At 35.1% G+C, this 16,320-nt stretch carries 12 protein-coding genes; 2 read left to right on the top strand and 10 right to left on the bottom strand.

Going from position 1 to position 16,320, the window contains the following annotated elements; translation table 11 throughout:
• Window positions 1-17 precede the first annotated feature (17 nt).
• On the top strand, window positions 18-1,799 hold the full coding sequence (locus HMPREF1140_RS00590) for a sensor histidine kinase (protein WP_009661994.1): 1,782 nt from the start codon (window positions 18-20) through the stop codon (window positions 1,797-1,799).
• Complete coding sequence (locus HMPREF1140_RS00595; protein ID WP_009661988.1) at window positions 1,796-3,397, top strand: response regulator; 1,602 nt, start codon at window positions 1,796-1,798, stop codon at window positions 3,395-3,397. The genes HMPREF1140_RS00590 and HMPREF1140_RS00595 overlap by 4 nt, the downstream gene beginning before the upstream one ends.
• A 61-nt stretch (window positions 3,398-3,458) precedes the next feature.
• On the opposite strand, the gene tpiA is transcribed toward HMPREF1140_RS00595, so the two are convergent.
• From tpiA to HMPREF1140_RS00645, 10 genes are all read right to left on the bottom strand, one after another.
• On the bottom strand, window positions 3,459-4,208 hold the full coding sequence (gene tpiA / locus HMPREF1140_RS00600) for a triose-phosphate isomerase (RefSeq protein WP_009662021.1): 750 nt from the start codon (window positions 4,206-4,208) through the stop codon (window positions 3,459-3,461).
• A gap of 56 nt (window positions 4,209-4,264) precedes the next feature.
• Window positions 4,265-5,479, bottom strand: coding sequence for a phosphoglycerate kinase (locus HMPREF1140_RS00605; RefSeq protein ID WP_009662032.1), 1,215 nt, complete (start codon window positions 5,477-5,479; stop codon window positions 4,265-4,267).
• Between the two features lie 76 nt (window positions 5,480-5,555).
• Window positions 5,556-6,587, bottom strand: a complete 1,032-nt coding sequence (gene gap / locus HMPREF1140_RS00610; RefSeq protein WP_007594946.1) for a type I glyceraldehyde-3-phosphate dehydrogenase — start codon at window positions 6,585-6,587, stop codon at window positions 5,556-5,558.
• Between the two features lie 123 nt (window positions 6,588-6,710).
• Window positions 6,711-8,369: a Na/Pi cotransporter family protein gene (locus HMPREF1140_RS00615; RefSeq protein ID WP_009662009.1), complete on the bottom strand. Its 1,659-nt coding sequence runs from the start codon at window positions 8,367-8,369 to the stop codon at window positions 6,711-6,713.
• 291 nt (window positions 8,370-8,660) lie between these two features.
• Complete coding sequence (locus HMPREF1140_RS00620) at window positions 8,661-9,932, bottom strand: diaminopimelate decarboxylase (RefSeq protein ID WP_009662025.1); 1,272 nt, start codon at window positions 9,930-9,932, stop codon at window positions 8,661-8,663.
• 12 nt (window positions 9,933-9,944) lie between these two features.
• Window positions 9,945-12,419: a DNA gyrase subunit A gene (gene gyrA, locus HMPREF1140_RS00625; RefSeq protein WP_035619622.1), complete on the bottom strand. Its 2,475-nt coding sequence runs from the start codon at window positions 12,417-12,419 to the stop codon at window positions 9,945-9,947.
• 16 nt (window positions 12,420-12,435) lie between these two features.
• A complete protein-coding gene (gene gyrB / locus HMPREF1140_RS00630; RefSeq protein ID WP_009662016.1) occupies window positions 12,436-14,349 on the bottom strand; it encodes a DNA topoisomerase (ATP-hydrolyzing) subunit B in 1,914 nt (637 codons plus the stop codon).
• A 156-nt stretch (window positions 14,350-14,505) separates the two neighbouring features.
• Window positions 14,506-14,769 carry a SemiSWEET family transporter gene (locus HMPREF1140_RS00635; protein ID WP_007594929.1) on the bottom strand — a complete coding sequence of 88 codons (264 nt, stop codon included), beginning with the start codon at window positions 14,767-14,769 and terminating at the stop codon, window positions 14,506-14,508.
• Between the two features lie 265 nt (window positions 14,770-15,034).
• Window positions 15,035-16,126, bottom strand: coding sequence for a DNA replication/repair protein RecF (recF, locus tag HMPREF1140_RS00640; RefSeq protein ID WP_009662006.1), 1,092 nt, complete (start codon window positions 16,124-16,126; stop codon window positions 15,035-15,037).
• Window positions 16,101-16,313 (bottom strand): RNA-binding S4 domain-containing protein, encoded by a 213-nt coding sequence (locus HMPREF1140_RS00645; RefSeq protein WP_009221218.1) that lies wholly within the window; start codon window positions 16,311-16,313, stop codon window positions 16,101-16,103. The genes recF and HMPREF1140_RS00645 overlap by 26 nt, the downstream gene beginning before the upstream one ends.
• Between the last annotated feature and the right edge of the window lie 7 nt (window positions 16,314-16,320).

Raw genomic sequence — 16,320 nt, forward strand, 5'->3', positions numbered from 1 at the left:
TTTACAAGGAGGTTCTTATGCCTATTATAAGATATATCAAAAATTTTATATTTTCAAAATATCATCATAGATTGATTTTTTCTTTTTTGATTTGTACTTTACTGCCTCTTATTTTAATGGGCTCAGTGTTGTACAGTATTACACATAAAATTGCAGGTGACAGCATATTAAATTCTATTATACTTGCAGATGATCAACTAAATATAAGAATCAATAACAGATTAAATCAAGCTGAAAAAGTATCTAATACTATTCAATATGATATGTATTCTTTGATGCAAAAAATGTCTGATAGTAGAGAAGATTTTGCAATAGTTTCGAATGTTAGAGACAATATTTCTCTACTTAAATCAACTTTTGATTTTTATCATATTGATATTTTTTTAGACGATAAAAATATTGCGGCTTCAGAGGGACTTTTTTTCCATCCTTTATCCGATCTAAGAAAAATAGGCCTTGAAGATATTATAAATTCTAATCAAAAATGGATTTATAAAAAACAGTACACTCTTCCTTATGTTATTGATAACACAAAAAATCCTCAAGATGTAATAGCTTGTTTTAATGTATTAAATAATCAAGTTTCAGGTAATACCGAATACGTTTATTTAGTACTCTTACGCACTGATGAGCTTTCAAAAATGCTGCAGGACAGTTTTGAAAGTGTCGATTTAACAGGATATATAATAGATAAAAATGGGACTGTTATTTCACATACAAGTAAAGAACTCATAGGTACCAAGATAAATAACATTGATTTAAATATAAATCCTGATAATACTATAGTTGAGAACAGCAGCTTATATTATCACATAGTTGTTCTTGATAATGGATGGTATCATATAACTGAAATTCCTAAAAATTATATTTTTAAGCATATATACACATTACTTAGAACGTTTATTATAATAATATTTTTATCTGTTCCTATAATACTGTTGGTTATTTTTTTTACTTCAATCAATTTAACCGATAGAATCAGTAAACTGTCTTCCGCTATGGATAATTTTAAATTTGGTAAAAAAAGTATTGATTTGGATTATATATCTGCATTAGATAACAATTATTCTTTTGATGAGGTGGATAAACTTGGACTGACATTTTTAAATATGCAATCATCAATTAATAAAAATATGCAATCTATTTTGGAGCTTACTTTATCCGAAGAAAAGCTTAAGTACCAGCTTCTTCAATCCCAGATAAATCCTCATTTTTTATATAATATTTTGGGAACAATACAAACTTGTCAAACAATAGGAAAAATAGATATAGCCAATCGTATGATCAGTAACCTTACTCGTTTTTATAGAATGTCACTTAGAAAATCTGATGAAAAGATAAAAATAAAAGACGAATTGGAAATTTCTAAATTATATCTGGAAATGGAACAACTTTGTCGTCAAGATACACTTAGCTGGACTATAAATGCTGAAGAAGGTATAGAGAACTTTTTAATATGTAAGTTTACATTACAACCTTTTTTGGAGAACTCAATTTTACATGGATACTCATCTGAAAAAACAAATATACATATCAATATAAATATTTGCTATGGAGATGATGAAGTTATTATTACTATAGAGGATAATGGCTGTGGTATTCCAAATGATAAGTTAGAACAAATCCGATATAAATTAAGTAATCATATAGTAGACTATAACCAACATTTCGGCATTTGTAATGTTAATAAAAGAATTTCAAATACTGACTTTGGAAACGGTATTGTCCTGATTGAAAGTGAAGAAAGAAAAGGTACAAAAATTATAATAAAATATGCTCAAATGGAGGATTTCTCTTGAAAAAAGTAGTTTTAGCCGATGATAATTATATTGTCTCAGAAGGTATAAAATTAAATATTGACTGGAATGAATTAAATGCAGAAATAGTTTTAATTGCAAAAAGTGGACAGGAAGTACTTAATTATATAATTGATAATCATGTTGATTTAATAATAACTGATATTGAAATGCCGAACTTAAACGGAATTTCTCTAAGCCGTGAGGCTATAAAAATTAATCCATACATTAAAATAATCTTGATTAGTGCATATGATAAATTTGAATATGCAAAACAGGCTGTCAGTATTGGAGTTTACGATTATATTGAAAAGCCTATAGATTATGATTTCTTATATAAAAAGATAAAAAGTTCTTTTGAAATAATAGATAGAGAGCAACGTAATCTGTCTATTGTAAAGGAAAGCAGACAACTTATGATAACCAAATTTTTCCAGGAGTTACTATATTTCTCAACTGATAAAACATTAGGATATTTTGATAAATATATAAGCTATCTGGAATTGGATATAAGTTATTCGCATTTCAATATAATCAAAATGGAAATTGAAAGTTCTTCTATGCTTGAAGAAAATAACGGGGTTTTAACATTTCAAACGGAAATACTAAATATATCGGATGTATTCCTAAGTAAATGTAAAATTTTTGATAATGTCTATTATATACAGGACTTAAATAATTTAATCTTTATAATAGCACAAAACAGTAAAACACCTGCACATTTCCAGTATGTAATCCATAATGTAATTTCATCTTTTATAGATAATTATAAATCTCCAATATTAAATATAAATGTTGGAATTGGTACTATTGTTGATAGTATATCAAAGCTTCATGTATCATATGAAAATGCATGTCATGCTCTAAAATATAGGTTTTTTTATCCTAACCAAAGTATATTTGATGCTGTTGAAGCTACCGGTAAAGAATTCAGTTTATTATCCACATCAGATTCAGATGATGATGAACTTATCGGACTGCTATGCAAAAAAGATAATTCATCAATTGAAGAATGGCTTAAAAACTTCTTTGATGATTTATCAACAAAATATAAAAATAAAAATATTATGTTTATACGTATATATTCTCTGCTTGGCAAAATATTGAGATTTCTATATGAAATAAATATTGATACTAAGGACTTGGAAGAAAGAGTAATATCTGTATATAGCCGTTTTGATACATTTCACACATATGAGCAATTTTTATTATGGATGAGAGAACTTTGCAATTTGGTATGTGATAAACTAAATTTTTCTCTAAAATCCTACCATGAACATACATATGAATTGGTAGATAATTATATTAAAAATAATTTTGAGGATAATACTCTCAGTCTGAATGACATAGCAAAATATGCAAATATGAGTCCATCATACTTAAGTGCATTGTATAAAAAAAATAACAACCAAAGTATAAGCGATACTATCACATCATACCGCATTGATGCAGCAAAGGAATATTTAATTAAAACAAACTTATCTTTAAAAGAAATAAGTATTAAATGCGGTTACGCAAACCAATATTATTTCAGCACAAGTTTTAAAAAACAATTAGGTATATCTCCATCCGGCTACAGAGAAAAGTATTCATCATTATAAATTTATTAAAAGCTTATGGAGGAGTGACTCGTTTTGAGTTACTCCTCTATCTTTTTTTCTATTATTTATAATTTACGATCTTTCCGAAATCAGGCTTAAGGCTTGCTCCACCTACTAGTCCGCCGTCGATATCAGCTTCTGCAAAAAGCTCTGCCGCATTTCCTGCATTTACTGAACCGCCGTACTGAATTCTGATTTTCTCAGCTACATCGCTTCCATATACTTCACATATGCACTCTCTGATAGCCTTACAAACTTCCTCAGCCTGAGCAGTTGTAGCAGTCTTGCCTGTACCGATTGCCCAGATTGGCTCATAAGCGATAACAGCATTTGCAGCGTTCTCGGCACTTACATTCTGGAATGCAATCTTTATCTGTGTTCTGATAAAGTCTATTGCAATACCCTGCTCTCTCTGTGTAAGAGTCTCACCGCAACAGATGATTGGTGTGATACCATGTTCAAATGCCTTAAGTACTTTCTTGTTTACAGTCTCATCTGTTTCCGCAAAGTATTCTCTTCTCTCTGAATGTCCGATGATAACATACTTAACACCTACATCTGTAAGCATATTTGGAGCAATCTCTCCTGTATATGCACCGTTCTCTTCATAGTACATATTCTCTGCACCGATCTGTATATTGCTTCCCTTTGCAGCCTCTATAGCCGGTATTATATCAATTGCCGGTACACAGAATACAACATCTACTTCATCATTTGCAACTAAAGGCTTTAACTCATTTATTAATGCAGTTGTCTCTGAAGGAGTTTTGTTCATCTTCCAGTTACCTGCAATAATTTTTCTTCTTGCCATAATATTCTCCGTTCTTTTTGGGGAATGCCTTGGCATTCCCCTATATTTTAAAAATTTTATCTGTTGTCAGCTGCAGCTACACCCGGTAATTCCTTACCCTCTAAGAATTCAAGTGAAGCACCTCCACCTGTAGAAATATGTGTCATCTTATCAGCAAATCCAAGTCTCTTTACCGCATTTACAGAATCTCCGCCACCGATAACTGTTGTAGCATCCTTAAGATCTGCTACGGCTCTGCATACTTCAAGTGTTCCCTCTGCAAACTTCTCAAACTCAAATACACCCATAGGTCCGTTCCATACTACAGTCTTTGCACCCTCAAGAGCCTTCTTATAGTTCTCTATTGTCTTTGGTCCGATATCAAATCCTGACCATCCTGCATCTATAGTATCAACTACCTTTGACTCTGTATCATTTGAGAATTCCTTACCCTCTACATGGTCTACAGGAAGTAAAAGGTTTACTCCTCTTTCCTTTGCCTTGTTTACCATCTCAAGTGCATAGTCAAGCTTATCCTCTTCACAAAGTGAGTTTCCGATTTCCTCTCCCTTTGCTTTTAAGAATGTATATGCCATACCACCACCGATAATAAGAGTATCTACCTTCTCTAAGAGGTTATTGATAACATTGATCTTATCTGAAACCTTAGCACCACCAAGGATTGCTACGAATGGACGAACAGGATTCTCTACAGCCTCTCCGAGGAACTTGATTTCCTTCTCCATAAGATATCCTACTACATTCTCCTTACAGAACTTGGTTACACCCACATTTGAGCAATGTGCTCTATGTGCTGTACCGAATGCATCGTTTACAAAGATATTGTCATCACAAAGTGCGGCAAGCTCTTTTGCATACTCTACAGCTGAATCTTCCTTACCGTACTTTGTCTCTTCAGCTCTGTATCTTGTATTCTCCAATAAGAGAACTTCTCCGTCCTTAAGTTCTGCTGCAAGCTTTCTTGTCTCCTCACCTGTTACCTTAGGATCTGAAACGAACTTTACATTTATTCCAAGTCTCTCTGAAAGTGCCGGTGCAACAGGTGCAAGGCTCATCTCAGGTAATGGCTCGCCCTTCGGTTTTCCAAGATGTGAGCAAAGAATAACTTTAGCTCCGCCGTCAAGGAGTTTCTTTATTGTTGGTATTGCTCCGTCTATACGATTGTAATTCTGAATAACTCCGTCCTTTAAAGGAACATTGAAATCACAACGAACCAATACTTTCTGACCTTTTAAATTCTTTAAATCATCTACTGTTTTCTTGTTAAGCATAGCTTCTCCTTATTAATAAAAAAGGCGGTCCGGCCCAATATGACCGGACCACCTTGGTCTCTTATACTATTTATAATTATGCTAATTCAGCAAAGTACTTGATTGTTCTAACCATCTGTGATGTGTAAGAATTCTCGTTATCATACCATGAAACAACCTGAACCTGATATAAATCATCAGCTATAGGTGTTACCATTGTCTGTGTTGCATCAAATAATGAACCATACTGCATACCGATAACATCTGATGAAACAATCTCATCCTCTGTGTATCCGAATGATGCAGATGCGGCAGCCTTCATTGCAGCATTGATATCTTCTTTTGTAAGTCCTGCCTTCTTTACAACAGCTGTAAGGATTGTTGTAGAACCTGTTGGAACAGGAACTCTCTGTGCAGATCCGATAAGCTTTCCGTTAAGCTCAGGGATAACAAGACCGATAGCCTTTGCAGCACCTGTTGAGTTAGGTACGATATTTGCAGCACCTGCTCTTGCTCTTCTAAGGTCACCCTTTCTGTGTGGTCCGTCAAGAATCATCTGATCACCTGTATAAGCATGGATTGTGCTCATGATACCGCTCTGGATAGGAGCAAGTTTGTTAAGTGTATCAGCCATAGGTGCAAGACAGTTTGTTGTACATGAAGCAGCTGAAATAACTGTATCACTTGCCTTAAGTGTCTTCTCGTTTACGCTGAATACAACTGTAGGAAGATCATTTCCTGCAGGAGCTGAAATAACAACCTTCTTAGCACCTGCTGTGATATGTGCTGATGCCTTATCCTTTGATGTGTAGAAACCTGTACACTCAAGTACAACATCTACACCGATCTGTCCCCAAGGAAGCTTTGAAGCATCTGCCTCTTTATAGATTGTGATCTTCTTTCCGTCAACTGTGATTGAATCCTCACCTGCTTCTACTGTGTGCTTTCCTTCTCCTATACGTCCTGCAAATCCGCCCTGTGCTGTATCATACTTTAAAAGATGCGCCAACATCTTAGGATCTGTAAGATCATTGATTGCTACTACTTCATATCCATCAGCCTCAAACATCTGTCTGAAAGCTAAACGACCAATACGTCCAAAACCGTTAATTGCTACTTTTACTGACATTTTAGTTCCTCCTAAAATTAGTACTTAAAATGATGTTTATCTCAATTGATAATTATTCATCAATTGATTCCAATTGTACAAAATTATAAACATAATTGCAAGTAAATCTTTAAAACTTCTTATTTATATTTCGTTCTTTACATATCCTGCAATATTTGTTGCATGATCTGAGATACGCTCCAAATTACTTATGATGTCAAGGAATGCGATTCCTGCCTGTGGATTACAATCTCCTTTTGACAATCTTTCTATATGCTTTTCTCTCATTTCATCCTCAAGCATATCCACTTCATCCTCAAGCTTATTGACCTTTCTCACAGCTCTAAGAGCATCACCGCTTCTTGCATTAATTGCGACTTCAAAGGCTTCTATACTGTCTTTTGAAATTTCTGCAAGGTCTTCTTTACCGAGATCACTGAATTCAAGATCGTTATCTATCATATACTTTGCATTTTCAGACAGGTTATCGGCATGATCACCGACTCTTTCTATATCGGTTACCATATTGAAGAGATTGTTAATATGCTTCTTCTGACTCTCACTTAATGAAAGATTGTCTACCTTTATAAGGAATTCAGTCAAAGCTTCCTGCATATCATCAAGCTTCTTTTCACATTTTGCAACTGTTTCTATATCTTCAAGGCTCTTATTTGTGATTGCACTGATAGAGGCTTTCACACTCTTTAATGCTATTTCTCCCATACGGGATACTTCATTATTGGCTGTCTGTACCGCAAAAGCAGGGCTTAATAGCACTCTTTCATCAAGCTGTAGTACAGGCTCTTTTTCTTCTTCCACAATTTCTTCATCCTTACCTCTTACTATCATTCCTGAAAGTTTAACCAAGAGATTTGCAAACGGGAACAATAAGGTAGTCATTGTAAAGTTAAACAATGTATGGAACAGTGATATCTCCACTGCATTTATCGTATGATTTGCAAGATTTTTGTTTATTGTAAACACTGCAAATCCCAATATACCAAAAACTATAGCTCCTATTGTATTAAACAAAAAATGAATTGCGGCTGCTCTCTTTGCCGTTCTGCTGCTTCCCATACTTGAGATAATGGCAGTCACACAAGAACCGATATTTTGTCCCAATGTAATATATATAGCAGCTGAAGTGGTTACTACTCCGTTAAATGCCAATGTCTGTAAGATACCTACCGATGCGGATGAACTTTGCATCAGGGCAGTTACTACTATACCTACTATGATTCCCAGTATAGGATTTCCTCCAAGCACTCTGAATGCCTCTGAGAATATCGGTAAAGTTGTGAAAGGCTTTATATTCCCCGCCATGAGATCAAGTCCCATAAAGAGCATTCCAAGACCTATAAGAATTTCGCCTATAGTTTTTTTTCTGTCTTTTTTAGAAAATATTATAAGTCCCGCACCTATTCCTATGAGCACCGGTGCATAAAATCCCGGCTTTAACAGCTCCATGGATTCTCCTATAGTACCTATGGAAACTACCCATGCTGTAATAGTGGTACCTATATTTGCACCCATTATTACACCAACTGCCTGTACCAGTGTTAACACTCCCGCACTTACAAAACCTACTACCATTACAGTAGTAGCACCTGAGCTTTGTATTATGGCTGTTATCAGGGCTCCGAGCATAATAGCTGTAAATCTGTTATCGGTTATTTTGCTCAAAAATTGCTGCATCTTACCGCCTGCAGTCTTTTGCATACCGTCTGCCATTATATGCATTCCGTAAAGGAACATACCAAGACCGCCTACAAAGCCAAAGAGATATGATATTTTATCGATCATCTTCATTCCTCTTTCTATATACCTATATATCGATTTTTATCAATATATAATGCTTTAGTCTTGTACATTCTATCAAGTTATATTATTTTAAGCAATACAAGAATGATATTTCAACAAATTAAAAAAGCACCCTTTTTACGGGGTGCCTTCTTAAGGATTTCTATATATAGGATTCATTGTAAGTGCTTCTTTATGATGATGTAATATTATCATATTTCTTCGTAAAAGAATTGAAATACTGTTGAACTTATTATGAATTATTTCTTAAACCTGAAAAGAATATCTTTCATTTTATTTCAAATATTTATCCATAATGTCACAGAAATCAAATGTTGCAAAGTAATCCTTATCAGTCTCGGCTCTTCTTATAAGTTTTACATTTCCGTCTTCCTGTAATAAAAGCTCTGCCGACTTTAATTTTCCGTTATAATTATATCCCATTGCAAATCCATGTGCTCCTGTATCATGAATATAGATATAATCACCCTTGTCTATCTTTGGAAGTTTTCTGTCTATAGCAAACTTATCATTGTTTTCACACAGTGAACCTACAACATCATATGTATGATCTGAAATTTTTTCTTCCTTACCAAGTACGCTAAGGTGATGATATGCTCCATACATGGCAGGTCGCATAAGATTCACCGCACAGGCATCCACACCTATATATTCTTTATGTGTATGCTTTTCATGTATTGCCTCTGTTACCAAAGCTCCATATGGTGCAAGCATATATCTTCCAAGCTCTGTAAATATAGCGACATCTTTAATATCATTTGCTACAAGTACCTCGTCATAGACCTTTTTTACACCTTTGCCTATCTCAAATATATCATTAGGCTCTTGATCAGGTGTATATGGTATACCCACTCCACCTGACAGATTTATAAAGCTTACACATATACCGCACTCATTCTTTATTCTTACGGCAAACTCAAACAGTTCCTTTGCAAGTTTAGGATAGTACTCGTTTGTAACTGTATTGCTCGCAAGAAATGCATGAATACCGAAGTACTTTACACCTTTTGACTTCATTATATTGAATGCTTCTATAATCTGTTCCGGAGTCATGCCGTATTTGGCATCCCCCGGATTGTCCATTATACCGTTTGACATAGTAAAGAATCCACCCGGATTGTATCTGGCACTCATAGTCTCAGGCAATTTCCCGCAAATTTCTTCCACATATTCTATATGTGTTATATCATCCAGATTTATTATTGCACCGAGATCATTTGCAAACTTAAATTCTTCTATAGGAGTGTCATTTGAGGAAAACATTATATCTTTTCCGCTAAAACCGCATGCATCACTTAATTCCAGTTCTGTCATAGAAGAACAGTCCATACCGCAACCGCATTCCTTTAATATATTCATTATAAAAGGGTTCGGAGTGGCTTTTACAGCAAAGTATTCTTTAAATCCCTTATTCCAACTGAAAGCTTCATTTAATCTTTTTGCATTCTCTCTGATTCCTTTTTCGTCATATATATGCCATGGAGTCGGATATGTTTTTACAATTTCTCTTACTTTATCTAATGTCAAAAATGGTATTTTTTGCATTTTATTTCCTTTCTATGTATTGCTTTCTTCTTCAGATTCGGTGTTTTTCTCCTCTCTGACCTTAGCAATACTTGCAATCTTGGTATCGCTTTCTCTGTCTATATTCATAAGCTTAACACCTGATGCGGCTCTTCCAAGCACTGATATTCCGCTTACTTCTATTCTGATAATGATTCCCTCTGTGGTTATAAGCAAAAGTTCTCTGTCTTCATTAACGAGTTTTGCTCCGACCAACTTTCCGGTCTTTTCATTATCTTTATAGCATATGATACCTTTACCGCCTCTGTTTTGGACTTTGAACTCGGATATCCTTGTTCTCTTTCCATATCCATACTCAGAAACAAGAAGCAAATATTCCCCTTGAGATGCCAGCTGCATTCCGATGACCTCGTCATCTTTATTCAGTCTCATACCGCGAACACCTGTAGCACCTCTGCCCATAGCTCTTATATCCTTATCATTGATTCTTATACACATACCGTCTTTTGAAACTATGATAAGATCGTCATCACCATGAGTTACCTTAACTTCTATCAGCTCATCATCCTCTGTAAGATTTATAGCCGCCAGTCCGTTCTTTCTAATATTGTCAAACAGATTTATCTGACATTTCTTTATAGTACCCTTCTTTGTTACCATAAAGAGATATCCGTCCTTTGACTTTGCCTCACTTGGAATAATAGCGGAAATCTTCTCATCCGGCTGCAAATTCAATAAGTTTACTATTGCAACACCCCTTGCGGTTCTTGAAGCTTCCGGAATCTTATATCCCTTGATAGTATATACTCTACCCTTATTTGTGAAGAAGTAAATATCATTGTGAGTGGTTGACATAACAATGTCTTCGATAAAGTCGTCATCAATGGTCTGCATTCCCTTGATTCCCTTACCTCCTCTGTTTTGTACATTGAAATTGTCAGGACTCATTCTCTTTATATATCCAAGCTTTGTCATTGCAATGATGATATCTTCTCTTTGAATAAGGTCCTCGTCCTCCATATCATCATCCTGTATAAAGCCCGTTCTTCTGTCATCCTTATACTTATCTTCAACAGTAAGGATTTCCTCTCTTATCACACCCAGAAGTTTTTTCTCGTCTGCCAATATTCCCTCAAAATATGAAATCTTAGCCAAAAGCTCATTATACTCAGACTCAAGTCTTTCTCTTTCCAGACCTGTAAGAGCTCTAAGACGCATATCAACTATAGCCTGAGCCTGTACGTCGCTAAGTCCGAATCTCTTTATAAGTTCTTCTTTTGCAATGCTTACATTTGCACTGCCTCTGATAATCTTTATGATCTCATCAATATTATCAAGGGCTATAAGCAAGCCTTCCAAAATATGAGCTCTTTCCTTAGCTTTATTGAGATCATACTTTGTTCTTCTTGTTACTACATCCTCCTGATGTGCAAGATAATACTCAAGCATCTGTAAAATATTAAGCACCTTAGGCTGATTATTTACAAGCGCCAGCATATTTACACCGAAAGTTTCCTGTAACTGTGTATGCTTATATAATCTGTTTAATATAACCCCAGCATTTACATCTCTTCTAAGTTCTATAACGACTCTCATTCCTTCACGGTTTGATTCATCTCTAAGATCTGTAATACCGTCTATCCTTTTATCTTTTACAAGTTCGGCAATCTTTTCGATAAGCTTTGCTTTATTTACAAGATATGGAAGCTCGGTAACTATAATTCTGTTTTTGCCGTTTGGCATAGCTTCTATTTCAGATACCGCTCTTACCTTTATCTTGCCTCTACCTGTAGTATAGGCTTCTCTGATTCCTCTAAGTCCAAGTATATGTGCACCTGTAGGAAAGTCAGGTCCCTTTATGATATCAAGCATCTCATCGATAGTAGATTCTTTTTCTTCTATCTTATTATCTATTATCCTTACTACGGCATTTATTACCTCACTTAGATTGTGAGGAGGAATATTTGTAGCCATACCTACCGCAATACCTGTGGTACCGTTTACAAGGAGGTTCGGATATCTTGACGGCAGTACTGTAGGCTCTTTTTCAGTCTCATCAAAGTTTGGAGCAAAATCAACAGTGTCCTTATTTATATCGGCGAGCATCTCCATCGCAATCTTTGAAAGTCTTGCCTCGGTATATCTCATGGCAGCCGCGCCGTCACCGTCCACAGATCCGAAGTTTCCGTGTCCGTCCACAAGAGGATATCTCATGGACCAATCCTGTGCCATATTTACCAATGAACCGTATATTGAAGAATCTCCGTGTGGGTGATATTTACCCATTGTATCTCCGACAATACGGGCACATTTTCTGTGCGGCTTATCAGGACCGTTATTCAGTTCTATCATAGAAAAGAGCACTCTTCTTTGTACAGGCTTTAAACCGTCTCTTATATCGGGAAGCGCTCTTGCTGCAATAACACTCATTGCATAGTCAATATATGACTTTTCCATGGTTTTCTTTAAGTCGATCTCATTAAACTTGTCGAAAACATTTGGTTCCATATTTTAACCTACCTTTTTAAATATCCAAATTCGATACGTACTTCGCATTTGTCTCTATAAACTCTCTTCTCGGAGCAACCTGGTCTCCCATAAGAGTATTAAATGTTAAATCTGTTTCTGAAAGCATAGACTCGTCAAGTACCACTTTTTTAAGTACTCTTCGTTCAGGATCCATGGTTGTTTCCCAAAGTTGCTCGGCATCCATCTCTCCCAAACCTTTATATCTTTGTATCTTATTATTCTGATCTCTTCCGACTTCTTTTAAGATATTATCAAGTTCTTCATCAGAATATGCGTACCATACCTTTTTATTCTTCTCTAACTTATACAGTGGAGGCTGAGCCAGATATACATGACCTTCCTTTATAAGTTCAGGCATAAATCTGTATATAAATGTCAGCATCAAAGTATCAATATGAGCTCCGTCCACATCTGCATCAGTCATTATAATGATTTTATTATAGCGAAGCTTACTGATATCAAAATCTTCCTGTATACCTGTACCGAATGCTGTAATCATTGACTTAATCTCGGCATTTGAATATACCTTATCAGGTCTTGCCTTCTCCACATTGAGTATCTTTCCTCTAAGAGGCAAAATAGCCTGTGTATCTCTCTTTCTTGCAGATTTTGCGGAACCTCCCGCAGAATCTCCCTCGACTATAAATATCTCACATTCTTCAGGATTCTTACTTGAACAGTCAGCCAATTTACCCGGTAAACTCATACCGTCAAGTGCAGACTTTCTTCTTGTAAGATCTCTTGCCTTTCTTGCCGCAGCTCTTGCTCTTTGTGCTGTAATAGCCTTATCACTTATAAGCTTTGCTATTCCTGGATTTTGCTCAAGGAAATAAGTAAGCTTCTCACTTACTATAGCATTAACTGCAGTCTGTGCCTCGGAGTTTCCAAGTTTTTGCTTTGTCTGACCTTCAAACTGTGGGTCCTGTATTTTCACAGAGATTATAGCTACAAGTCCTTCTCTTATGTCTTCTCCTGAAAGATTATCCTCATTTTCCTTCAGCAGTTTATTGTTTCTGGCATATTCATTAAATGTCTTTGTAAGTGCATTTTTAAATCCTGAAAGATGAGTTCCACCCTCAGGAGTATTTATATTATTTACAAAAGTATAAATTCCCTCTGTATAAGTGTCATTGTGCTGCATTGCAACTTCAACAACCACCTTTTCTTTCACACCCTCACAGTATATTACTTCATCGTATATAGGTGCCTTACCCTTATTTAGATAGGTAACAAATTCCTTGATACCACCCTCATAGTGGAAAGACATTTCTTTTTTTTCTACTCTGTCATCAATCAAAACAATTTTTAATGCCTTGGTAAGAAAAGCTGTCTCTCTCAATCTGACTTTCAATATATCAAAGTCATATACCGTTTCCTCAAATATAGTTGCATCCGGTAAGAAGCTTACCTCGGTACCGCTTTCACCGGGATCACATTCACCTATCACATGCATATTTTCTACGACTTTACCTTTTTCAAATCGCATATGATAAATTTTGCCTTCTTTATAAACCTTTACATCCAACCATGTAGATAATGCATTTACTACAGATGCACCTACTCCATGCAGTCCGCCTGAGGTCTTATATCCTCCGCCACCGAATTTTCCCCCGGCATGCAGTATTGTAAATACTACCTCAAGCGCCGGCTTTCCTGCCTTTTGCTGAATGTCTACCGGTATACCTCTACCATTATCTCTTACAGTGATTGAATTATCTTCATTTATTTTTACCTTTATCTCGGTACAAAATCCTGCAAGAGCCTCATCTACAGAGTTATCTACTATCTCATAAACAAGATGATGAAGACCCCTTGATGATATTGAACCAATATACATTCCGGGTCTTACTCTAACGGCCTCTAAACCTTCCAGTATTTGAATTTGGGATGCATCATACTCTGTACTCATACTATCTCCTTTAAATCATCTGAGAATACATTCTCAGGAAAATTTACTCTTAATGTCATATCGATATATTATAACATTTTTTTTGAAAATGTGGAATAAAATTACTACATATAAATAAGAAAAAAGGGGTGCCACGCACCCCTAAAATATACATTATTACAAAGCTGTTATAAAAGTCAAAAATCCGAAAACTACACCTGCCGCATTCGGTATAATAAGGATATAATCTATTTTATGTTCATTTGTTAAGCCATATATAACCCATAACAAACAAGATATTGCCGCTACAAGCGGCTGCAGCGGTTGAGATTTCTCACCACCTATATTTGCTATAATTTGCGGTATATAAGATAAGAATACTAAAACTCCGATAAATGCTCCTATAGATCCTATGAATGTATTAATTCTCTTTTTTGTCATTGAATATTACCTCCGAAATCAGTTTATAAATATACATGTGTGATAATATAACACACAATTTTGAAGGTTGCAAATTTTAACAGAGTTTTACGAAGATTTTAACATTATTTTTTATATATTATCGTTTTTGCATTCTGTATTTTTATTAGTTTTTAACAAGGTGTAAGTTTTTTATTTTTATTTTACATCCACATAACACCACAAAAAAGGATTTTTTTATTACTCAAAATTTAAACAATTTTATAAAATCCTTGTATACAATTATTTAATTATATTCACTTTCTTTTATTGTACCATTTGTTACTTTAAATACCTTTCCAATATCCAAAGATTTATTCAAAAAATCTTCAACACCTGTACAGGTAATCAAAGTTTGAATATGTTTTATGGACTCCAAAAGATGAGACTGTCTTTTTCCGTCAAGCTCGGATAATACATCATCCAGTAAAAGTACCGGAAATTCTCCGTATCTTGATTTTATAAGCTCTATCTCGGATAATTTTAATGATAATGCAAGACTTCTTTGTTGACCTTGTGAGCCGAATTTTTTCAAATCCATTTCTCCGTTTAGAAAAAATGAAAAATCATCTCTATGTGGTCCTACATTTGTAGTCTTATACCTTATATCACTTGTTCTTGATTTTTTCAGTTCTTCTTCAAAATCATCTTTTTCAACATTCTTTTCATATACTACATTTATCTTCTCACCACCTGAGAGTAAAGAGTGTATACCGTAAATGACCTCATTTAATTCCTTTATAAAGGCTTCTCTATAAGCAATCAAATCCTTACCGTACTTCACAAGTTGCATATCCCAGATATCCAAAGTATCCTCAACACCGCTCTTAAAACCGATTTCTTTTAAAAGCTTGTTTCTCTGATCAAGCACCTTATTGTAGGTAACCAAAGTGGAAACATAGAGCTTATTTAACTGACAAAGTTCCATGTCCACAAAATTTCTTCTTTCCTTAGGACTTCTCTTGATAATGTTCAAATCTTCAGGAGAAAAAAATACAACATTGCAGGTACCGAAAAGCTCACTGAGCTTTCTTATCGGAATACCGTTTATTGCAACTCCCTTAGACTTACTTTTTTTCAAATGCATATCAAGCCTTACAGACGAGCTGTTTTTTTCTATCATCAGCTTAATATGCGATTCATTGCTTCCGAATTTTATAATATCTTTATCTTTACTTCCTCTATGAGACTTCGAAGTGGTGGCAAGATATATTGACTCCAAAATATTTGTCTTTCCCTGCGCATTGTCACCGTAAAATATATTTACACCGCTTGAAAGCTTGATATTCAAACTCTCATAGTTTCTATAGTCCTTAAGCTCCAACGATTCTATAATCATTATTCTCGTATGTAAATATATCGCCGTCTCTAAGTTTCTTGCCTCTTCTAAGCTCTACCTCCGAATTTACCAAAACCTCTCCGGCCTGTATTACCATCTTAGCTTCTGAACCCATTGATACGGCACCTGCAAGCTTCATAGCCTGCTCAAGCTTTATATATTCATCTCTAATTCTAACTTCCTGCATACTTCAC

This window comes from Lachnoanaerobaculum sp. ICM7 (assembly GCF_000287675.1).
Classification (GTDB): domain Bacteria; phylum Bacillota; class Clostridia; order Lachnospirales; family Lachnospiraceae; genus Lachnoanaerobaculum.